At 62.5% G+C, this 21,729-nt stretch carries 13 protein-coding genes and 3 pseudogenes; 6 read left to right on the top strand and 10 right to left on the bottom strand.

All coding sequences use genetic code 11. The annotated features are described in order from the left end of the window. Window positions 1-7 precede the first annotated feature (7 nt). Both AC07YV_RS26860 and AC07YV_RS26855 read left to right on the top strand, forming a co-directional pair. A complete protein-coding gene (locus tag AC07YV_RS26860; protein WP_102702214.1) occupies window positions 8-3,199 on the top strand; it encodes an efflux RND transporter permease subunit in 3,192 nt (1,063 codons plus the stop codon). Next, window positions 3,199-4,617, top strand: a complete 1,419-nt coding sequence (locus AC07YV_RS26855; RefSeq protein WP_102702215.1) for an efflux transporter outer membrane subunit — start codon at window positions 3,199-3,201, stop codon at window positions 4,615-4,617. Before AC07YV_RS26860 ends, AC07YV_RS26855 begins: the two co-directional genes overlap by 1 nt. Window positions 4,618-4,770: 153 nt before the next feature. On the opposite strand, the gene AC07YV_RS26850 is transcribed toward AC07YV_RS26855, so the two are convergent. From AC07YV_RS26850 to AC07YV_RS26840, 3 genes are read right to left on the bottom strand one after another with little or no spacing between them, the layout of a single operon-like run. Beyond that, window positions 4,771-5,787, bottom strand: coding sequence for a phosphotransferase enzyme family protein (locus AC07YV_RS26850; RefSeq protein ID WP_102702217.1), 1,017 nt, complete (start codon window positions 5,785-5,787; stop codon window positions 4,771-4,773). Between the two features lie 9 nt (window positions 5,788-5,796). Further along, a complete protein-coding gene (locus AC07YV_RS26845; RefSeq protein ID WP_102702218.1) occupies window positions 5,797-7,077 on the bottom strand; it encodes an aspartate aminotransferase family protein in 1,281 nt (426 codons plus the stop codon). Further along, the gene (locus tag AC07YV_RS26840) at window positions 7,070-8,383 is read right to left on the bottom strand and encodes an amino acid permease (protein WP_102702219.1); all 1,314 of its coding nucleotides are present in this window, start codon (window positions 8,381-8,383) and stop codon (window positions 7,070-7,072) included. Before AC07YV_RS26840 ends, AC07YV_RS26845 begins: the two co-directional genes overlap by 8 nt. A 204-nt stretch (window positions 8,384-8,587) precedes the next feature. On the opposite strand from AC07YV_RS26840, the gene srmL reads away from it, so the two are divergent. Continuing rightward, entirely contained in the window at window positions 8,588-9,856 is a 1,269-nt protein-coding gene (gene srmL / locus AC07YV_RS26835) for a PheS-related mystery ligase SrmL (RefSeq protein ID WP_494990369.1), read from the top strand. 556 nt (window positions 9,857-10,412) lie between these two features. Here the strand turns inward: srmL and AC07YV_RS26830 are convergent. The 3 genes and pseudogenes from AC07YV_RS26830 to AC07YV_RS26820 form a co-directional block, all read right to left on the bottom strand. Further along, window positions 10,413-11,435, bottom strand: a pseudogene (locus AC07YV_RS26830) (methyl-accepting chemotaxis protein); the annotation flags it as partial. Window positions 11,436-11,810: 375 nt separating this feature from the next. Next, a pseudogene (locus AC07YV_RS26825) lies at window positions 11,811-12,320 on the bottom strand (cache domain-containing protein); the annotation flags it as partial. A gap of 273 nt (window positions 12,321-12,593) precedes the next feature. Continuing rightward, window positions 12,594-13,916 carry an alginate export family protein gene (locus AC07YV_RS26820; protein WP_102702222.1) on the bottom strand — a complete coding sequence of 441 codons (1,323 nt, stop codon included), beginning with the start codon at window positions 13,914-13,916 and terminating at the stop codon, window positions 12,594-12,596. Between the two features lie 283 nt (window positions 13,917-14,199). On the opposite strand from AC07YV_RS26820, the gene AC07YV_RS26815 reads away from it, so the two are divergent. Continuing rightward, window positions 14,200-14,589 (top strand): c-type cytochrome, encoded by a 390-nt coding sequence (locus tag AC07YV_RS26815; protein WP_102702223.1) that lies wholly within the window; start codon window positions 14,200-14,202, stop codon window positions 14,587-14,589. Between the two features lie 48 nt (window positions 14,590-14,637). Next, window positions 14,638-16,128, top strand: coding sequence for an aldehyde dehydrogenase family protein (locus AC07YV_RS26810; protein ID WP_102702224.1), 1,491 nt, complete (start codon window positions 14,638-14,640; stop codon window positions 16,126-16,128). 99 nt (window positions 16,129-16,227) lie between these two features. Here the strand turns inward: AC07YV_RS26810 and AC07YV_RS26805 are convergent, their stop codons facing one another. The 4 genes from AC07YV_RS26805 to AC07YV_RS26790 form a co-directional block, all read right to left on the bottom strand. Beyond that, the gene (locus AC07YV_RS26805; protein WP_102702225.1) at window positions 16,228-18,615 is read right to left on the bottom strand and encodes a DUF3772 domain-containing protein; all 2,388 of its coding nucleotides are present in this window, start codon (window positions 18,613-18,615) and stop codon (window positions 16,228-16,230) included. A 107-nt stretch (window positions 18,616-18,722) separates the two neighbouring features. After that, window positions 18,723-20,153: a heavy metal sensor histidine kinase gene (locus AC07YV_RS26800; protein ID WP_102702226.1), complete on the bottom strand. Its 1,431-nt coding sequence runs from the start codon at window positions 20,151-20,153 to the stop codon at window positions 18,723-18,725. Between the two features lie 8 nt (window positions 20,154-20,161). Then, a complete protein-coding gene (locus AC07YV_RS26795) occupies window positions 20,162-20,833 on the bottom strand; it encodes a heavy metal response regulator transcription factor (protein ID WP_007979096.1) in 672 nt (223 codons plus the stop codon). 85 nt (window positions 20,834-20,918) lie between these two features. Continuing rightward, window positions 20,919-21,176, bottom strand: a complete 258-nt coding sequence (locus tag AC07YV_RS26790; protein WP_102702227.1) for a DUF2790 domain-containing protein — start codon at window positions 21,174-21,176, stop codon at window positions 20,919-20,921. A gap of 347 nt (window positions 21,177-21,523) precedes the next feature. On the opposite strand from AC07YV_RS26790, the pseudogene AC07YV_RS26785 reads away from it, so the two are divergent. Beyond that, window positions 21,524-21,729, top strand: a pseudogene (locus AC07YV_RS26785) (tripartite tricarboxylate transporter substrate binding protein); the annotation flags it as partial.

The raw sequence follows: 21,729 nt of genomic DNA, 5'->3' as shown, positions 1-21,729 counted from the left end.
CACTGCCATGAAGTTCTCCCGGTTCTTTATCACGCGGCCGATTTTCGCCGCCGTGCTCTCACTGCTGATCCTGATTGCCGGCGCCATCGCGCTGTTCCAGTTGCCGATCAGCGAGTACCCGGAAGTGGTGCCACCCACTGTCGTCGTTCACGCCAACTATCCGGGAGCCAACCCCAAGGTCATCGGTGAAACCGTGGCCGCGCCCCTGGAACAAGCCATCACCGGCGTGGAGAACATGCTGTACATGTCTTCGCAGTCGACGGCCGATGGTCGACTCACGCTCACCGTGACCTTCGCCCTGGGCACCGATCTGGATAACGCCCAGGTACAGGTGCAGAACCGCGTGACCCGCACCGAGCCGAAGCTTCCCGAGGAAGTGACGCGCATCGGCATCACCGTGGACAAGGCGTCGCCCGAGCTGACGATGGTGGTGCACCTGACCTCACCGGACAAGCGCTACGACATGCTCTACTTGTCCAACTACGCGATCCTCAACGTCAAGGATGAGCTGTCGCGCCTGAACGGAATCGGTGACGTGAAGATGTTCGGTATCGGCGACTACTCGCTGCGCATCTGGCTCGACCCGAACAAGACCGCGTCACGCAACCTGACCGCCACCGACGTGGTCAATGCGGTGCGTGAACAGAACCGCCAAGTGGCGGCCGGCCAACTGGGTTCACCGCCTGCGCCCAACGCCACCAGCTTCCAGATGTCGATCAACTCCCAGGGCCGCCTGGTTACCGAAGAAGAGTTCGAGAACGTGATCGTCCGCAGTGGTGCGGACGGCGAGATCACCCGCCTCAAGGACATTGCGCGGATTGAACTCGGCTCCAACCAATACGCCTTGCGCGCCTTGCTCAACAACCAGGAAGCGGTGGCGATGCCGATCTTCCAGCGCCCGGGTTCCAATGCCATCGACGTTTCCGACCAGGTGCGGGCGAAGATGGCCGAGCTGAAGAAGAGCTTCCCGGAAGGCATGGACTACGAGATCGTCTACGACCCGACCATCTTCGTGCGCAGCTCGATCGAGGCGGTGGTTCATACGCTGTTCGAAGCGCTGATCCTCGTGGTGCTGGTGGTGATCCTGTTCCTGCAAACCTGGCGCGCCTCGATCATTCCACTGGTCGCCGTACCGGTGTCGTTGATCGGCACCTTTGCCGTGATGCACCTGTTCGGTTTTTCGCTCAACGCCTTGTCGCTGTTCGGCCTGGTATTGGCCATCGGCATCGTGGTCGACGATGCGATCGTGGTGGTGGAGAACGTCGAGCGCAATATCGAGACAGGGCTCGATCCGGTCGAAGCGACGCAAAAAGCCATGGGCGAGGTGACCGGCCCGATCATCGCCACGGCGTTGGTGTTGTGCGCGGTGTTCGTCCCGGCGGCGTTCATTTCCGGCCTGACGGGGCAGTTCTACAAACAGTTCGCCCTGACCATTGCGATCTCCACGGTGATCTCTGCGTTCAACTCGCTGACCTTGTCGCCGGCATTGGCGGCGGTTTTGCTCAAGTCCCACAGCGCACCCAAGGACCGCTTTTCGAGGACTCTGGATCGCCTGTTCGGTGGCTGGCTGTTCAAGCCCTTCAACCGGCTGTTCGAAAAGGCCGGCAACGGGTATGTCGGGACCGTGTCCAAGGTCATCCGTGGCAGCAGCGTGGCGTTGCTGGTCTATGCCGGCCTGATCGCCCTGACCTACATGGGCTTCAGCACCACGCCGACCGGGTTCGTGCCGACCCAGGACAAAAAGTACCTGGTGACCTTCGCGCAACTGCCGGATGCGGCCAGCCTGGATCGCACCGAGTCGGTGATCCGGCGCATGAGTACCATCGCCATGAACGAACCGGGCTTCGACAGCGCCGTGGCCTTCCCGGGCCTGTCGATCAACGGTTTCACCAACAGCCCGAACGCCGGTATTGCCTTTATCGGCTTGAGCGCTTTCGATGAACGCAAAAGCCCGAGCCTGTCCGTCGGAGCGATTTCCGCTTCGCTGAACGCCAAGTTCGGTGGCATTCAAGACGCCTACATCGCGGTGTTCCCGCCGCCGCCCGTTCAAGGCCTGGGCACCATTGGTGGCTTCCGCCTGCAGATCGAAGACCGCGGCAACCTGGGGTACGACGAGCTGTACAAAGAGACCATGAACATCATCGGCAAGAGCCGCAGCGTGCCGGAGCTGGCCAACCTGTTCACCAGCTACACGGTGAACGTGCCCCAGGTCGAAGCCGCCATCGATCGCGAAAAAGCCAAGACCCACGGCGTGGCGATCAACGACATTTTCGACACGCTGCAGGTGTACCTGGGTTCGCTGTACGCCAACGACTTCAACCGTTTTGGCCGTACCTATCAGGTCAATGTCCAGGCTGAGCAACAGTTCCGCCAGGAGCCGGAGCAGATCGGTCAGTTGAAGGTGCGTAACAACCGTGGAGAGATGATTCCACTGGCCACCTTCGTCAAGGTCAGCCCGACGTCGGGGCCCGACCGGGTCTCGCACTACAACGGTTTCGTCACCGCAGAAATCAACGGTAGCGCGGCCCCGGGCTACAGCTCCGGCCAGGCGCAGGCGGCGATTGAAAAGCTGTTGAAGCAAGAGCTGCCCAACGGCATGACCTACGAATGGACCGATCTGACCTACCAGCAGATCCTCTCCGGCAACACCGCGTTGCTGGTGTTCCCGCTCTGCGTCCTGCTGGCCTTCCTGGTGCTGGCGGCCCTGTATGAAAGCTGGAGCCTGCCGCTGGCGGTGATCCTGATCGTGCCGATGACCCTGCTGTCGGCGATTGCCGGGGTGATCATCTCCAAGGGCGACAACAACATCTTCACCCAGATCGGCTTGATCGTGCTGGTGGGGCTGGCGTGCAAGAACGCGATCCTGATCGTCGAGTTCGCCAAGGACAAACAGGACCAGGGCCTGTCGCCGCTGGACGCTGTACTCGAAGCCTGCCGCCAGCGCCTGCGCCCGATCCTGATGACGTCGTTCGCGTTCATCATGGGCGTCATCCCGCTGGTGACGTCCACCGGCGCCGGTTCCGAGATGCGTCGGGCCATGGGAGTTGCCGTGTTCTCCGGGATGCTCGGGGTGACCTTCTTCGGTCTGTTGCTGACACCGGTGTTCTACGTCCTTATCCGTCGCTACATCGAACGTAAAGCCGCGCGCCAGGCGGCCCGCGCTCACTCGCTCAAGGTCATCGATCCGGAGGCACACTGATGAAGGCTTTCAAGCTGTTTTTACCGAGTCTGCTGGTCACCGCGCTGGCCGCCTGCACCGTCGGGCCGGATTACAAGACCCCGGACACGGCGCCGGCCCATGTCGTCTCGGCCCAAGGGGTCAACTACGATCAAACGCGTTTCGAAACGGTGTGGTGGCAGCAATTCGATGACCCCACGTTGAATCAGCTGGTCGGTAAAGCGCTCAACGGCAACCGCGATCTGCGCGTGGCCTTCGCCCGCTGGAAAGCTGCGCGGGCCATCCGCGATGACATCAGCAACGACAACCTGCCGGTGGTCACCAGCCGGGTCAGCAGCCAGCAGGGCAAGTCGCAGGTGCCGGGTCTGACCGAGCAGCGGGTCAACACCGATCGCTACGACCTGGGCCTGGACATGGCCTGGGAGATCGATCTGTTCGGGCGCATCCAGCGCGAACTGGAATCCAGCGATGCCCGGGAAGACGCCACGGCGGCGGATCTGTACCAACTGCGGGTGAGCATGATCGCCGAGTTGGTGGATGCCTATGGTCAGCTGCGGGGTGCGCAACTGCGGGAAAAAATCGCCCTGGCCAACCTCAAGAATCAGAGCGAATCGCGCAGCGTCACGGTGAGCCTGCGTGACGCGGGCGTGGGCAATGAACTCGACGTGGTACGTGCCGATGCCCGCCTGGCGGCCGTCGAGGCGAGCGTGCCGCAACTGCAGGCGGAGCAGGTGCACCACAAAAACCGCATCGCTACGCTGCTGGGTGAACGCCCGGACACGCTGGGCATCGACTTGAGTCCGAAGGACTTGCCGGCCATCGCCAAGGCGTTGCCGGTTGGCGACCCCGGCGAGCTGTTGCAGCGGCGCCCGGATGTGCGCGCGGCAGAGCGCCGCCTGGCGGCTTCAACGGCGGATGTCGGCGTGGCCACCGCCGACCTGTTTCCACGGGTAAGCTTGAGCGGCTTCCTGGGGTTCATCGCGGGGCGTGGTTCGCAGATCGGTTCCAGCGCCGCCCGGGCCTGGAGCCTGGGCCCGAGCATCACCTGGGCCGCGTTTGACCTGGGCAGTGTGCGGGCGCGTATTCGTGGTGCAGACGCCGAGGCCGAGGGGGCGTTGGCGACCTATGAGCAACAGGTGCTGCTCGCCCTGGAAGAGTCGGAAAACGCCTTCAGCGACTACGGCAAGCGCCAGCAACGCCTGCTGTCGCTGATCCGGCAAAGCGAGTCGAGCCGTGCCGCGGCCGACCTGGCGGCGACCCAATACAAGGAAGGGGTGGTGGACTACCTGGTGTTGCTCGACGCGCAACGCGAGCGCCTGAACGCCGAAGATGCCCAGGCACTGGGTGAAACCGACCAGTACCGGGCCATTGTGGCGATCTACAAATCCCTGGGGGGCGGATGGGACAGCGGCGACATCCGGCTCGCGAAAAACAACTGACAAACCCGTTGTTGCTGTTGTAGGAGCGAGCTTGCTCGCGATGGACGTTAACGAAAACGCGTGCTTGCTGGCTAAGCGCGGTGTTCTTGAGACCATCGCGAGCAAGCTCGCTCCCACAGGTTTAGTGGCGGGCTTGCCCGCGATAGCGGTGTATCAGACCTGCAAGTATTCCCGAGCCAACAAGCAAGCCCGCTCAATCAGCATCGGCGCCATTTCAATCGCTGTCGGCGTGCCCTGGCGGGTGTGAATCCAGCCCAGGTACGTGGTGCCGCGCAGCATCAGGAACAGCGCCAGGGTCTTGCGATCCGCCTCGGTCAGCGGCTTGACCGCGTGGTAGCCGTCGAGCAGCGCGGTCTTGATCTGATCAAAGCGCGGGTCATCCAGGCAGAAGTACAGCGCGGTGGCCAACTCGAACATGTGCCAGCCAAACCCGGCATCGTCGAAGTCGATCAGGCGCAGGCGCGGGCCTTCGATCAGCAGGTTCTCGGGCACCAGGTCGGCGTGGATCATGCCGAAGTTGCCCAGGTGCCGGCCGTACTGGCGCAAGTCCTTGCGCGCCGTGCGCCGCGCCTGTTGCAGCAGCTCCCGTTGCTCATCGCTGAGTTGCTCCAGCTCCCAGAAACGCCCCCAGAACGGATTGGCGCCGATCAGGCCTTCTTCATCCCAAGCGTGCCGGACGAACTCGTCCGGCTGCTGCCAATCCGCCGAATGCAGGTGAATGCGCGCGGCAATCGCGCCGGCCTCACGGAACAGAAAATCGATTTCGGTATCGGCCTGCACCCCGTTCTCCGAGGTACCGGCGGTGGCGCCCGGCAGCCAGGCGAGCATGTCGATGTGGCGCGGCTCGCCGATGGCTTGATGGGTGACTTCGACCAGGTGGCTTTGATTCTGCGCACGGATGATCTGCGGCACGGTGATGCCGGCACCGGCCAGTGCCTCCATCCATTGCAGCTCGGAACGCAGCGCGGCTTCGCCGTGATAGCCATTGCGGTGGATGCGCAAGGCAACCCGCTGACCATCGTGGCGGTGGGCGGAGAACACCGCGTTCTCGCGAAACTTCACCAGTTCGATGTTGGCGAACTCGCCGTCCCACTGTTGCAGGGCATGGCGCGCCAGTTGGTGCAGACGGGCCACTTGCTGGTCGTGTGGCAGGGTGTGGAACTCAGTCATGGCAGGGCCTCAAATCGCGCTCAGGGCGTAGTCCAGGGTGTCGACAAACAGGTCGGCGTGATCGCGGCCGAACACCAGCGGCGGCCGTAGCTTCAGAATGTTGTCGCCGGCGCCGATCTTGCTGATCAGCACGCCGTTCTCGCGCATGTCGTTGACCACCTTGCGCGCCTCCAGGCCGGCCGGCTCCTTGCTGGCGTGGTCGCGCACCAGTTCCATGGCGAAGAACAGGCCCTTGCCGCGCACGTCGCCGATGATCGAGTGCCTGGCGGCCAGCGCTTGCAGGCGTTGTTGCACGTAAGCGCCGACGTCTTGCGCGTTTTTCAGCAGTTGCTGTTGCTCGATCACGTCCAGCACCGCCATGCCGACCGCCGCCGCCACGGGCGAGCCACCAAAGGTGTTGAAGTACATCGCATGGCGACCGAAGGATTCGACCAGGGCCTTGTGGGTGATCAAGCCGGCCAGTGGATAGCCGTTCCCCATGGGTTTGCCGAGGGTGACGATGTCCGGTACCACGCCGTGGGCCTGATGACCCCACAGGTGATCACCGGTACGGCCGAAGCCGGACTGCACTTCGTCGGCGATGAACAGACCGCCGGCAGCGCGGATCAGCGCGGCGGCCTTGTTGACGAAGCTCGCCGGCACCCGTGGCAGGCCTTCGTTGGCGAACAGGGTGTCGATCAGCAGCGCGGCCGGGCGAATGCCCTGGGCCTGCATCGAGGCAATCGCGGCGGCGATGTTGGCCGCGTATTGCTCGGCCAGTTGCGCCTCGGTGGTGCCGGCCGGTGCCCGGTACAGGCACGGAATCGGCACGGCGCGGGCATGGGCGGCGAAGGGTTCCGGCGAGGGCAGGGCGGTGGTGACTTGCGCCAGCGACGCCGAGTTGCCGTGGTAGTTGTAGTCACTGACGATGATGCCGGTGCCGCCACTGGCAAAGCGTGCCAGACGCAGCGCCAGCTCATTGGCCTCGCTGCCGGTGCAGGTGAACATCGCGGTGTCCAGCGGCTCGCCGAAGGTCGCGGTCAGGCGTTCGGCGTAGCGCACCACTTGCTCGTCGAGGTAGCGGGTGTGGATGTTCAGCGTGGTGGCCTGGCGGTGCATGGCCTCGGTCACGTGAGGGTTGCAGTGACCAACACAGGGCACGTTGTTGTAGACGTCGAGGTAGCGACGACCGTCGACGTCGAACAGCCAGACACCTTCGCCGCGCACCAGGTGCAAGGGTTTGTCGTAGAACAGCGGTGAGGCGCTGCCCAGTACGCGATGGCGGCGTTGCAGCAGAGTGTTTTCAGGCATGGTCCGGAACCTCGATGACAGTGGCGCGACGGTTGCGCAGCAGGTAGTTGAAAATGCACAGGCTGAAGGTCACGGCGAGGGCGATCAGCATCAGCAGGTCGAGCTGGAAGCAGGCGGCGATCACCACCAGCGTCAGGGCCAGGCCCAGCCAGGCAACCAGTTTGCCGCCGGGCAAAGTGAAGGGCCGTGGCAGGTCAGGCTGGCGGGTCTTGATGCGCAGGTACGCGGCGAAGATGAACAGGTAGCCAACGTTGAGCAGCAACACGACCGCGAGCATCACCGTGGCCGGGTCCACTTCGGACAGCGGCAGGCCGATGGCGCCGATCAGCAACAGCGCCGGCCAGGGTGTGCCGCGTTTGCCGGTCTTGCCCAGCCATTGCGGGAACAAGCCGTCGCGGGCCATGGCGAACAACTGCCGGGACGCGGCGAACACCAGTGAAAAGAAGGTAGCGATCAGGCCGAACACCGCGCCGCAGCCAATCACCTTGGCCAGCCAGGAGCCGTCACCGAAGGCGCTGCTGCTGGACATCGCGGCGTACAACGGATCACCTGCCGAACCGACCAGCTCGACGCCACCGGCACCGGGTGCGCAGACCAGCACCACCAGCGCCGTCACCAGCAAGGTGCCGATCGCTGCCAGAATGCCCCGTGGCATGGTGCGGCCGGGGTTGTGCGCCTCTTCGGCTGCCGAACCAGTTTGCTCGACCGTGATGAACAACCAGATCGCGAAGGGTACGCAGGCGAAGATGCCGCCGAGGCTGACCGGGGTGACGACGTTGGCGGGCAGTTTCAGCAAGTTGGCCAGTTCGACATGGGGCGCCATGGCCACGCCAAAGGTGAGCAGGGCGACCACGGCGATCACGCCGGCAATGAAGGTCAGGCCCATGGCCTCACCGACGCCGCGCATGTGGATGCCGATGATCACCGCGAACAGCGCGGTCTTCACCGGCCAGCCACCGAGGCCGAAAATCGATTCGGTGTAGGCGCAAATGAAGGTCGCTGCCGCACCGGTGCCGATGGTCAGCGCCAAGGCACAGGCAACGCCGACCAGATACCCCACGAACGGCCCGAACGCACTTTGCGCATACACGAACACGCCGCCAGCGCTGGGCAACGCCGTGGACAGTTCCGCCACGCACAAGGCCAGGCCGCCGCAGAGCAGGGCCATCAACAACGTGGCGATCAACATGTTCAGCCAGCCACCGGCCGCCAGCCCGAAGTTCCAGCCGGAAAACTGCCCGGCCACCACCAACGCAATTCCGAGGCCGGCAATCTTTGGCCAGCCCAGCGCACTTTTCTTGAGCACAGAAATCTCCCGCGACCCGAAGGCCGATTTATTGTTTTAGTGAGATGTGGAGGGGTTCAGCGTTGCATTGCAGGGCACTTTGGAGCGGGTTGTGCCCCAGAGGTCGGCTTCGATACTACGCCGGGGGTGTGGCGGGGCAGGTGTGCGTGTGTGCCATGTGGTTGGTTGTGGGTGCCAGATTTGGGTGGGACTTTTGCGCTCCATATGCGGGGTAAGACATGGCTGTCAGTCCGATCTGATTTTTCTGGTGCTGCGGCTATACCTGCCCATGTCTGTGTACTGTGCCGGTTCTGTGTATCCGGAATTCAGGGCAGAAAAAATATGGAGATGTCTTCAAAGCGAACCATTACGGACATAGGGCTCAAACAAGCCCTTTTGCTGGCTGATCTAACAGAACCCGCTGCACCCGATCACGCCATTCGATTATTGCTGAAGGAGGTCCTTCAGGGGATAACGGATAAAGGCTGGCCACAAGCGCAAGTGCAAACGGGCCCGAGGATTGTCTCCGCTGAAGAAAACTACGGATTGCTTGGTTATGACCCATCTGAGATTACGCTTGGGAGTGCACACACTCGGTGGGTTGACGAGTGGTCTCTGTTACGGACGCAAACCACTAGCCAAATTCCGTCTGCGCTTCAGCGAGCGGCCAAGCTACGTCAGCCAGGACAGTCAATATTATTGGCGGCGCCTGGTATCACTTTTCGGCGCGACAGCCGGGACCGTTGGCATTGTGCGGAACCGCATCAGATGGATATCTGGGTGCTCGGTGATCCTGATTTGTCGACGCATGAGAATCTGCTTTGCCTGGTCGGCGATATCCTCAATTCTGCCGTGCCTGATATGCCTTGGATCTACAGTGATAGTCCGCATCACTACACTGAGGGCGGGATCGAAGTAAATCTGTTGAATGACGGCGTCCCGGTAGAGGTTCTGGAGTGCGGTCGAATTGCCAAATCGTTGTTGGAGCGACTGAAGATCGATCCTTTGCGTCATGGGGGACTGGCGCTGGGAATGGGGTTGGATCGCCTGACAATGTTGCGAAAAGGTATCCCAGATATTCGTTTGCTGCGCGATCAGAACGAACGAGTACAGGCACAGATGCACGATCTGAGTCCGTGGAGCGCCGTCTCTCGTTTGCCTTCGATTACGCGTGATATTTCGTTGGCGGTAACGCCGGGGCTCAGCGAGGAAGTGTTGACTGAAAGGATGTTGCTGGCCGCCGGCGATTGTTCGGACTGGATCGAGGAAATGCAGATCAAAGGGCGTTGGGCGTTCACGGAACTGCCTTCGCAGGCCATCGATCGCCTCGGATTGCTGCCGGGCCAGGAGAATGTGCTGCTCCGGGTTGTACTGCGTGATTGTTCGAGATCAATCACCACTGCTGAGGCGAATGCCCTGTATTCGAACCTTCAAGTGGCGCTGCATGAAGGAGCGCCGGGTGCGGGTTACAGGATGGATCTTCCCAATGTTTAGTTAGTCGACATTGATGTTGGATGTGCTGGCCTCATCGCGAGCAGGCTCACTCCCACAGGGGATCTGTGGTGCACCTGGAAATTGTGTGTGGCAGAAATCCAAATGTGGGAGCGGGCTTGCTCGCGAAGGCGGAGTATCAGTCGGCAGGGATGTTGGCTGTGCCGGCCTCTTCGCGGGCAAGCCCGCTCCCACAGGGATCTCTGGTAAACACAAAATTTGTGCATGGCAGAGATCCAAATGTGGGAGCGAGCCTGCTCGCGAAGGCGGGGTGTCAGGCGACGGTGGTGTTGGCTGTGCTGGCCTCTTCGCGGGCAAGCCCGCTCCCACAGGGATCTCTGGTAAACACAAGATTTGTGCATGGCAGAGATCCAAATGTGGGAGCGGGCTTGCTCGCGAAGGCGGAGTGTCAGTCGATGATGAGGTTGGATGTGCTGGCCTCTTCGCGGGCAAGCCCGCTCCCACAGGGATCTCTGGTGAACACAAGAAGTGAGTACGCCAAAAATCCAGTGTGGGAGCGAGCCTGCTCGCGAAGGCGGTGTATCAGGCAACTCCGATCTCAGATACGAAAACTCCCCACCAACTGATTCAACCGTCCGGCCTGTTGCTCCAGCTCGGTACAAGCGCGCAATGTCGATTGCAAATTCTCCACCCCTTGCTGGTTCAGGCTGTTGATCCGGGTGATGTCGACGTTAAGGGCCTCGACCACCGCCGTCTGTTCTTCCGTGGCGGCGGCGACGGACTGGTTGACGTTGTCGATCTCGCCGATGCGCTGGGTCACGCTGCCCAGGCGGGAGCCGGCGAGGTTGGCGATGGTGACGCTTTCTTCGCTGTGGCGCTGGCTCTCGGTCATGGTGGTGACCGATTCCCGTGCGCCCACTTGCAGCTCTTCGATCATCTGCTGGATCTCCAGCGCCGAGGCCTGGGTGCGTCCGGCCAGGCTGCGCACTTCGTCCGCCACTACCGCAAAGCCACGACCCGCTTCACCGGCCCGCGCCGCTTCAATGGCCGCGTTGAGCGCCAGCAGGTTGGTCTGCTGGGAAATGCCCTTGATCACTTCGAGGATCTGCCCGATGTTCACTGTCTTGTCGTTGAGCACTTCGATGTTGGCGCACGAGGCACTGATCTTGCCCGACAGATCGTGCATCACCTCGATCGTGCGTTGCACCACCTGGCGTCCGTCCTCGGCCTGTTGCCGGGCACTGGACGCCTGGTGCGAAGCATCGCTGGCGTTGTGGGCGATCTCTTGCGCGGCCGCGCCCAACTGGTTGATCGCCGCTGCCACGCTGCTGGTGCGGGTGGATTGATCGTCGAAATTGTTCAGCGAAGCGTTCGATGCATTCAGCACGCGCCGCGCCCCTTCATTGACACCGAGGGCCGCCGAGGACACCTCGCGCATCGACTGGTGGATGCGTTCGACAAAGCGGTTGAAGGCGGTTGCCAGTTGACCGATTTCATCCCGCGATTGCACCTGCAGGCGCCGGGTCAGGTCGCCTTCGCCGAGGGAGATATCCTCCATCACGCGGGTCAGCACTTGCAGCGGCCGGGTAATGCGCCGCGCCGTGTAGCCGATCAACAGCAGGCCGAGCAGGGCCGAGCCGCCACCGAGGAGCAGCTCCAGCGCGGTGCTTTGCACGCCCTGGGCATCGAGTTCCTTTTGCAAGGTGGTCACCGGCGCCAGCAAGACGTCTTGTGGCACACCGACCAGCACGCCCCACGGTGCGGCGCCGGCAATCGGTGACAGCGGCTCAAGCACCTCGATCTGCCGGGCGTCGACAAACACTTTGGGTTTGCCCTGGCGCAAGGCGTCCATCACCTCGGCGCTGTCCATCGGCTGGCCGAGACGGCTGACATCCTGGCTGTCGGCGGAGATCACCCCGCGCGGGCTGATGATGCTGATCTGACCGTTGCCTTCGAACAACTCACGGGCGCTGGCCTGGCTGTTCTGTTGCAGGGCGGCGAGGTTGATGTCGAGCCCGACCACGGCGATCACCTTGCCGTTTTCCAGCAACGGGAAGGCCACGCTGGTCACCAGTTTGCGGCTGCCGGACGCCTCGTCGAAATAAGGCTCGAGCACACAGGCCTGACGGGTGTCGCGGGCGCAGGTATAGAAGGCGTTGTAGGGCGCGCCGCTGGGCCCCGGCTCGGTGTTGGCGAGCAGGCCTTCGTCGCCGATTACCGCTTGCAGTTCGCCGGGTTTGCTCTGCACCCAATACAGGGCGAAGCGTCCGGTTTCGTTGCTGCCAATGTCCGCCTGGTGGGCGAAACCGGCGTCGTCGCCGTCGAGTCCACCGGGTTCGAAAATGACATAAAGCCCGAGCAGGTCGGGCTTGTCGATCAAGGCCTGGTGAAGCTGGGTGCTCAGCTCCCGGCGCAGTTGCGGGCGGGTCAGGCTGCCCTGCTGTTGCAGCTGTCGCAGGTACAACAGGTAGCGCGATAACCCCTGGCCGTATTCGTGGGTCTGCATGAAGGTGCGTTGCACTTGCATGGCCTGCACTGTGCCCAGGGCCTGCATGTGTTCCCTGGCCGCATTGGCGAGCATGTCACCGCTGGCTTGCGCAACCTGCTGGCTGCTCTTGTGGGTCTGATACAGCGACAACCCCATCAGCAGGCCGACGACCAGCAGCAGGCAGAGCCCGGCGAGGAGGGCGATCTTGCTCTGGATCGTCAGGAGTGTCTTGTGCATTGGAAATACCTTTTTCCACGTGGGCAATGACGCCGCCATTGCCCACGACCGAGGTTAGAAACCGGTGACGAACAGCAGTTGGGCGTAGACGTTCCGGTCGTTGTTGCCCAGTTGCGTGCCGCCGTTTTCGGCGCTCTTGTCCGGCTGGTAGATGCCCACCAGCGGCATCACGGTCAGGTGGTCGTTGACGTGCCATTCGGCATACAGGTCGACTTCGTGGCCATCGGTATTGCCCAGGCTGCGGTCGATGGTGTCGAAGTTGAAGTACAGTGCGCCCAGGTTGAGGTTTTCCAGCGGCGAGACTTTCAGCCCGACGTTCTGTATCCGCGAATTGCTGTTGAAAGGGCCGGCGTAGTTGCCCGCCACTTCACCCTGGAACCAGGTGCCATAACCCCGGCTCATGCCGTAGAACAAGGTGTCGTAGCCTTCCGAGAAGCGGCTGTAGCGGTAGCTGACGTTCGGGGTCCAGATCGCGTCGGAGAAAGTCCAGCCGGCTTCCAGGTACCAGGCGTCTTCGGTGGCGGCGTGGGGTTTGTCCTGCTTGGCGTATTCGCCGGACAGGAACAGGTCTTTCACCCCGGCATTGCCCGCCGCGCGCACGCTGTAGGTCTTCATGCCGTCGCGTTCGAGCTGGATCGGCGAGGCGTACTGCTCGTCGATGTCGGTGGTCTTGATGTAGGTCAGGCCCACTGTGCCGGCCTCGGCCACGTGCTCCAGGGTGCCGACGTACATTTCGGTCTTGGCCTGGGCGCGGTTGTCGGACTTGAGCCACATCAGGTCGCTGCGCCAGCCTTCCTTGCCGCCCAGACGCAATACGGCGGTTTCGTCGAAGGCTTTGCGGGCGGCCAGGTAGTAGGCGCCGCCACGGTTGAACTCGCCGTCGGCCAGGCCCTTGCCCATGTTCAGGGCGTCGCCGTCGATCAGGAAGCCATCGCCGACCACGATGTTCTGGCGGCCGAAGGACAGGTCCACACCGTCCTTGCCCAATGCGCCAAACAGATCGGCCGAACGCCAGCCGAGGTAGGCGTCTTCGAACTTGGTGGTGCGTTCGGTGCCATCGCTGAAACCGGCGGCATCGCCGTCGCCCCAGGTGCCGGAGCTGAGCAGGTTGCCCGCGCCGTACGCCGTGCCCGCACCGCCCAGGCCCTTGTCGAAACTCAAACCGTATTTGATGTAGCCCTCGCGCCACGACGAGGAACCTTCGTCGAGACGGCCGGACAGGGCGTAGTTTTCCTGGCTGTGGAAAATGCCGAACGCGGCTTCGAGGGTGGCGTTCAGATGGCTGTCATCATCGGCGTACAGCTCATAGGCATTGGCCTGGCCGGCGCTGATCATCAGCGCGAGCGTCGAGAGACGAAGCAAGGGGGACTTGAGCATGGTGTGGCATCCGTTCTTGTTCTTGAGCGCAGGTTTGCGGTCTGCCCGGATACTAAGTCGCGGCTTTCGTTCGCCCTTTTCCCTGTTTGCCAATTAGTTGGTTGTGCATGCCAGATTGTCCGGTTTGGCAGCCCGGCCAACATAACTGGCACGCAGGGCAAAACCTGCGTGCCGGCGACCACCGACAATCCCCACCCAGCTGCCGAAGCACCCTGGCCTCGGCATTTTTTGGTGTTGGCGTTCGCCTGCCGGCGAGCGCGTGGATTTTCAAGGGCGTTTTCCTATGTTCACTTCGCTGCGTTTGCCCCTCATCGGCTTGCTGTCCTTCACCCTGGCTCAGGCGGTGTCTGCCGCCGAGTGCGCCACGGATACCCAGCGTGGTGCCGCAGTGTTTGCCACTGAGTGCAGCGTCTGCCACGCAGTGACCAAGGGTACGACCGGGATGATGGGGCCGAACCTGTTCGGCGTGTACGGGCGCAAGTCCGGCTCGCTGCCGGGCTTCAGCTACTCCCAGGCCATGCGCGACAAAGACGTCAGCTGGCAAGCCGAGAACATCACGCAATTGATCACCCAACCCCAGGCCTACGTACCGGGTACCTACATGCCGTATATGGGCCTGGCTTCCGCCGACGACCGTCAGGCGGTCGCGTGCTTCCTCAAAGAACAACACTGATCAGGCCGCATTTGCGCCTGAACAAATCGTCTGAATGAAAGGTGAATTATGAGCAACGTTGAAATCCTGCCCCAGGTGGCTGCATTCCTCGAACGTCGTCACGGCTGCTTCATTGACGGCCAGTGGGTGTTTGCCGAGGGCGACAGCATCGCCGTGGTCAACCCGGCCACCGGGCAAATCCTGTGCGAAACCCTGGATGCGCCGCTGGAGATCGTCGAGCGCGCCGTACAGTCGTCGCACAAGGCGTTCAAATCCGGCGTGTGGTCGAGCCTGCGCCCGGCCGACCGTGAGCGCATCCTGCTGAACTTCACCCGCCTGGTCGAAGAACACGCCGAAGAACTGGCCCAGCTGGAAACCCTGAGCCAGGGCAAGTCGATCAACATGGCCCGCGCGCTGGACCTGAACGCCACCGTGGAATTCATGCGCTACATGTCCGGCTGGGCGACCAAGATCGAAGGGCAGACCTTCGACGTGTCGATTCCGTTGCCACCGGGCGCCAAATTCACCGCGTTCACCAAACGTGAGCCGGTGGGCGTGGTGGTCGGCATCGTGCCGTGGAACTTCCCGCTGCTGATCGCCGCCTGGAAGCTGATGCCAGCCCTGGCCACCGGTTGCACGGTGATCATCAAGCCGGCGATGGAAACCCCGCTGACCGCCATGCGCCTGGCCGAGCTGGCGCTGGAAGCGGGCATCCCGGCCGGCGTGTTCAACGTGGTCACCGGTGGCGGTGCCTCGGTCGGCGGCGTGTTGACCTCGCATCCTCTGGTGAGCAAGGTGTCGTTCACCGGCTCCACCGCCGTGGGCAAGAGCGTCGGCGTGGCGTGCATGGAAAACATGACGCGCTTCTCCCTGGAACTGGGCGGCAAGAACCCGATGATCGTGCTCGCCGATGCCGACATCGAAAAAGCCGTGCAAGGCGCGATCCTCGGTGGCTTGCTGAACAACGGCCAGGTCTGCGCCGCGGCATCGCGCTTCTATGTACACCGCTCGATCCACGACAAATTCGTCGAGGCCCTGGCCGCCGCCGTCTCGGCGATGCCGATTGGCGCGGGCATGAACGGCGACGCGGCGATCAACCCGCTGGTGTCGCGCAAGCAACAACAAAGCGTACTCAAACACATCGAACTGGCCCGCCAGGAAGGTGCGCGGGTGGTCGCTGGCGGTGAGTTGCTGGAGGGCGACGGCTTCTTCGTGCAGCCGACCATTCTGGCGGACATCGACCACAGCATGGCAGTGGCCCGCGAAGAAGTGTTCGGCCCGGTACTGGGCGTGATGCCGTTCGACGACGAAGACGCCGTGATCGAACTGGCCAACGACAACCGCTACGGCCTGGCCGCGAGCCTGTGGACCAACGACCTGGGCAAAGCCATGAACCTGGTGCCACGCATTGAAGCCGGCACGGTGTGGGTCAACGCCCACGTACTGCTCGACCCGGCGATGCCGTTCGGTGGCGTCAAGCAATCGGGCATGGGGCGTGAGTTCGGTCGCGCGGTGATCGAGGCCTACACCGAGCTCAAGTCGGTGTGCATCGCCCACTGATCAACCTGTAGGAGCTGCCGAAGGCTGCGATCTTTTGCTCTTGCTGTAAAAATCAAAGATCAAAAGATCGCAGCCTTCGGCAGCTCCTACGGGTGGGGGTTACGCGGGAGGTGGCGGTTTCGCCAGTTCAATACCGGCGGCGCCCAGCCGCTTGAGAATTTCAAACAGCAACTCGCTCTTGATCGCCCCGACCGTGCGCGGGCTGCCGACGTAGCCGGTGATGGTCAAGGTGATGCCTTCCGGTTTCAACTGGCTGAAGCGCAAGAACGGTGCCGGTTTATCCAGAATGGATTCGTGCTCGGTGTAGCTGTCCATCAGCAGGTTTTGCACCAGTTCCGGATCGATATCCAGCGGGAACATCAGTTCGAGTATCACCACGCCCTGGGCGCTGCCGCCGAGGGTGACGTTGCGCAGGTTCTGCGAAATCAGGTGGGAGTTGGGCACGATCATGATCGAGCGGTCGGCCAGTTGTATTTCCGTGGCCCGCACGTTGATCCGTCGTATGTCGCCTTCAACGCCACTGATGCTGATCAGGTCGCCGACCTTCACCGGGCGCTCGGTCAGCAGGATCAGGCCGGAGATGAAGTTCTTCACGATCTCCTGCAGGCCGAAGCCGATGCCCACTGACAGGGCGCTGACGATCCAGGCCAGGTTGGTCCACTTGATCCCCAGCGACGACAGCGTGAGCAGCACGACCAACGCGTATCCGATGTTGGCGAACAGGGTGCTCAGCGAGGCGCACATGCCCGGGTCCATCTCGGTTTTCGGCAGGAACTCGCCGTCCAGCCAGCGGCGTAGCGTGCGAATCAGGTAGACACCGATCAGCAGTGTCAGGAGGGCGCGCATCAAGTTGTCCGGGACGATGTTCAGCTTGCGCAGCCCTTCGCCACCGAGAATGGCCGCGGTGCTGGTGACCAATTGCCCGAACGTCGTACCTACGCCGCCGACAAACAATGCAATGACGCCGACCAGCATCAGGATGGCGCGGCCCGCCCCGGAAAACACGGTGCATATCTGCTCCAGGCGTGGATTGCCGATGCCCAGCAGCTGTTTGATCGCCTTGCCAGTTGGTTGCCTGGGTGAAAAAAGCGATTCGCAGGTGTCCTGGTACACCTGCGTGAGCAGGTAGAACGCGGCGAAGACGATGAAAATCCACACCATTTCATAGGTGATGAACCGGGCCATCGTCACGTAGCCGATCACCAGGGCAAACAGGGATACCACCACGGCAATGCCGGCAAACACATAAATCAGGCCGGCGGACGTGGTGACGCCTTCGGGAGTCTCTCCGGCAACGATCAGCGCCCGTCGGGTCTTGCTGACGCGCAACAGCAGTGCGCCGATCACCAGTGCCACGACCAACGCCACGATTCCCCGGCCGAACAACACCACTTCGGCGCTCATGCCGGTGACGTTGCTCATCTGCACAAGTGTGACCAGCACCAGCAGCAGGCTGGCCAGCCGCCTGGGGTAGGGCTCCATCGCCAGCGCCACGGGATCGGCGATATCGGGCAGGCGCCATGAAGGATGTTTGGTCGACAGCAACGCACGGCTCAATCCGGTGATCATCACGCAGGTATAGGCCAGTTTTTCCAGGTATTGCGCCAGGTCGGCCAGCAGCGGGGTGTAGGGCAGTTGCCGGGTCGCGGCAAAGTGCAGCAACTGCAGGGCGATGCCGGCGCTCAGCACCGTCGCCAGTACCGAGGCCAATGCCAGGGAGCTGCGCCGTAACCGGCCTTCGGGCATTCGATGAATGCACAGCCACGCCAGACCCCGACCGGCGAGTTTTCGCCCCAGGCTCCAGATGACCAGGGCCAGCACCAGCAGGGAGGCCGTGATTGCGCGTTGACCGGGTTGCCAGGCCGCCTGGTGCGTGAGCTTGAGTTGCTGGACGAGGGCGCTGAAACGTTGGCGGTCATCGAGCGGAAGATTGAACAATGGCGACCAGAACCGCGGGTTCAGGATGCTGTTGGTCTGCTGGGTCACCTCCGCCTCCAGCAGGCTGCGGCGGATGCTGGCAATCTGGGTGATCAGCTCGGCGGCACTGACTTTCAGCGCAGCCAGGGTTTTGAGTTGGTTGTCGATCCTGTCTTTTTGCTCGCCGAGGGTGTCTCGCTGGGTGGTAATGGCAGACGTCACCTGGGCGTTCTCGTCGAGCGGCACTGGCCCCAGCACGGTGAGTTGCGCCTGCAACTGCGCCTGTCCAGGCAGCAGCGATGTGGAGAGGCGTTCAATATTCTGGATCAGTGCCAGCACCAGGTCCTGTGAACTTTCCAGCTGGGTGTAGGTGCTGGCCTGGGAAACCTGCTGCTTGAGGCTGTTCAGCTGGCTTTGCAACCCCAGCAATTCGCTGTCGGAGATGCTGATGACCGGGGCGGTGGGAGCGGGAGCAAGGGTGTCGGCCATGGTCGCCGCCGACAGCCATCCCGGGGTCGCCACCAGCAGTGCGAAGGCGACGTAAATCATTGACTTCCATACATTGCACATCGGCGAGCTCGACGGTTTGTTAGTCACTTAGCCAATGAGGTTAGGTCATGACACGCACCCTTGAGCGATGTTTTGTCGAAAGTGTTCGGCCGGTGTTCGCCCGGGCGCTACTCATGCTGTTGCCGCGCCGGGAAAAACAGTTCGAAGCAGGTAATGCCGTCGGCACTGCTGACATGGCAGGCGCCGTTGTGCAGTTGCATGATCGTCGCCACGATCGACAGGCCCAGGCCATTGGACTGGGCCGAGCGCTCGCGGGATTCATCGACCCGGTAGAAGCGTTCGAACAGCCGTGGCAGATGCTGCGCAGGGATGGTCTGGCCGTGGTTGCGCACTTGCACCTGGATGCCGTTGGCGGTCGGGTTGGCGTGAATGCACAACTCTGAATGCGGCGCGCCGTACTTGATGGCGTTGGCGCACAGGTTGGCCAGGGCACGGCGCAGCAACATGGGCTCGGCCCAGATCAGGCCGCTGCCGTGGGCATTGATGCTGATGCCTACATCGGTCGCCGGGCCTTCGAAATAGTCGGCCATGCGTTGCATTTCGTCCGCGGCATCCAGTTCCTGGCGCTGGCGCAAGGCACTGCGCGGATCAGTGCGGGCCAGGAACAGCATGTTGTCGAGCATGCGCGCCAGGCGTTCAAGCTCTTCGACATTGGAGGCCAGCAACTGCTGATAGGCGTCGGTGCTGCGGTTCTGCTGCAAGGCCACCTGGGTTTCGCCGAGCAGGTTGTTGATCGGCGTGCGCAGTTCGTGGGCCATGTCGGTCGATACCTGCCCCAGTTGCACAAAGCCTTTGTCCAGGCGGTCGAGCATGGCGTTGAAGGCGTCGATCATCGGCAGCAGCTCCAGCGGTGCGCCCTGGCTGTCGAGGCGCTCGTTGAGGTTGCCGACGTCGATGCTCTGGGTGTGGCGGGCCAGGCGCCGCACCGGCAACAGGCCTCGATGCACCAGCACATAACCGGACAACGCCAGCAGAATCGCGGCCACGGTGGCGAACAGGTAGACGTTGAGCCGGTAATCGGCGAGCACGGCGGTGCGTTCGGTCATCAGGCGCCCGGTCACCACTTGCAGGCTGCCCAGGTCTCCGGAGTCGATGGTCGCCGCCAGGGCGGAAAACGGCACGCCGTTGACGTTGGGCAAATGCTGCACGTCGTCCAGGGTCAGTCGATGATCCATCGCCACCGGGGTCAGCACCGGCATTTTCAGGTTACCCGGGTTGACCACCAGCAACGGCGGTTGCCCCGGGGTGCCGATGGTCAGCAGGGCCTCGCGGTTGCCCATCATGTTCTGGAACAGCGCCGGTTTGGCCTTGATCAGGTCCAGGGTGTTGCTGTCGTTGAGGAAGGTGCGCAACTGGTCGATGCGGGTGATCAGGGCAATGTCGTCGCGATGGATCAACTCGCGTTCCAGGTCGCGGTACAGCGCCACGCCCAGCAACGCCAGTGAGACAAACGCCAGCAGAGCAAACACCAGCGCCAGGCGCAGGGTCAGGGAGTGGCTCAGACGGGAGGCGGATCGCAGCGGCGTCATGGCATTCATGGGGGCATTCAAGGTTGAGTGTCGAAGCGATAGCCGATGCCGCGCACGCTGTGGATCAGCTTGAGCTGGAACGGGTCGTCGATTTTCAGGCGCAGGCGACGCACCGCGACATCGACGACATTGGTGTCACTGTCGAAATTCATGTCCCAGACCCGCGAGGCGATCATCGAGCGTGACAGCACTTCGCCCTGATGCGTGGCGAACAGGTGCAGCAGGGCAAATTCCTTGTTGGTCAGGGTGATGCGGTTGCCGGCGCGGCTGACGCGACGCTTGAGCACGTCGATCTGCAGGTCGTCGACGTGCAGGTGTTCGTCTTCCCGGGTAGGGCCGCGGCGGGTCAGGGTGCGCAGGCGCGCCACCAGCTCGGCGAAGGAAAAGGGTTTGATCAGGTAATCGTCGGCGCCCAGTTCGAGGCCCTTGATGCGGTCGGCGATGTCATCCCGGGCGGTGAGGAACAGCACCGGTGTGTCGGCTTCCTTGCGCAGGCGGCGCAGGACTTCCCAGCCATCCATCTTCGGCATCATGACGTCCAGCACGATCACATCGAAGTCGTGTTCCAGGGCCAGGTGCAGGCCATCGACGCCGTCGCGCGCCAGGTTCACGGTGTATCCGAGTTCCTGCAGGCCGTTGAGCAGGTAATTGCCGGCCTTGGGTTCGTCTTCGACTACGAGGATGTTCATGGCAAACCTGCCTGGTTCGGTCGGGCTACGGGGGCGCATCAGTGGCGCAAGTGTAGCCCGATCGGCAGTGATGGCAGGCATCCGCTCAGTTCTCGCCCAGGCAGTTCACACCCTGAACCTGATAGTCCAGTTGATGCTCGCGACCCTGGTGGTCGAGGTAGTTGAACTGCGCGGGCACGATGCCGCACTTGCCGTTGAGGTCGGTCATGGACAGCACTTTGGCCACGTCCACCGGGACATAGAAGCCGTCCTGGTCGTGGATGATTGGCGAGGTGGACTGGGTGGCGGCAAATGCCGAGCCGGTGGCGAGCAGGGCGGCAAGGCCAAGGATCAACAGTTTCATCACAAGTCTCTCTTTTCAGGGTTGAGGGGCTGCCGGTGGTTGGCCTGGCAGTGAGTTCAGGCTAACGGTGTGATCCGGACAGCCGACCAACAACTTGATGACAAAGCTGTAATGAAACGCCCCTGCAACACCACAACCCCCTGTGGGAGCGAGCTTGCTCGCGAAGACGGTGTGTCAGATACCTGAAATGTCGACTGACACTCCGTCATCGCGAGCAAGCTCGCTCCCACAGGGGGGGCAGCAGCAACCCGCGGATCCATGGCCTAAGCTTGTTTGCAGGCCCCTGTTCATCGAACACCTCGATGGGTAAGCGGCACCTATAAAAACAATGCAATCAGGAGATGCCCATGTCCGCTTTGATCCGTCGTTTCAGTCGCTGCATGGCCGCGGGTTTGACCGCTGCCGTGCTTGTCGCACCAGCCTTCGCGCTCGATACCGTGAAATTCATGGCCCCGGGCTCGGTGGGCGGTGGTTATGACCAGACTGCCCGTGTGCTGGGCAAGGCCATGGTCGAGGCCAATACGGCCAAGTCCGTGACCTTCGAGAACAAGGG

It is taken from the genome of Pseudomonas sp. GW456-E7, assembly GCF_059424105.1.
This window is presented reverse-complemented; position numbering and strand designations above follow the sequence as displayed.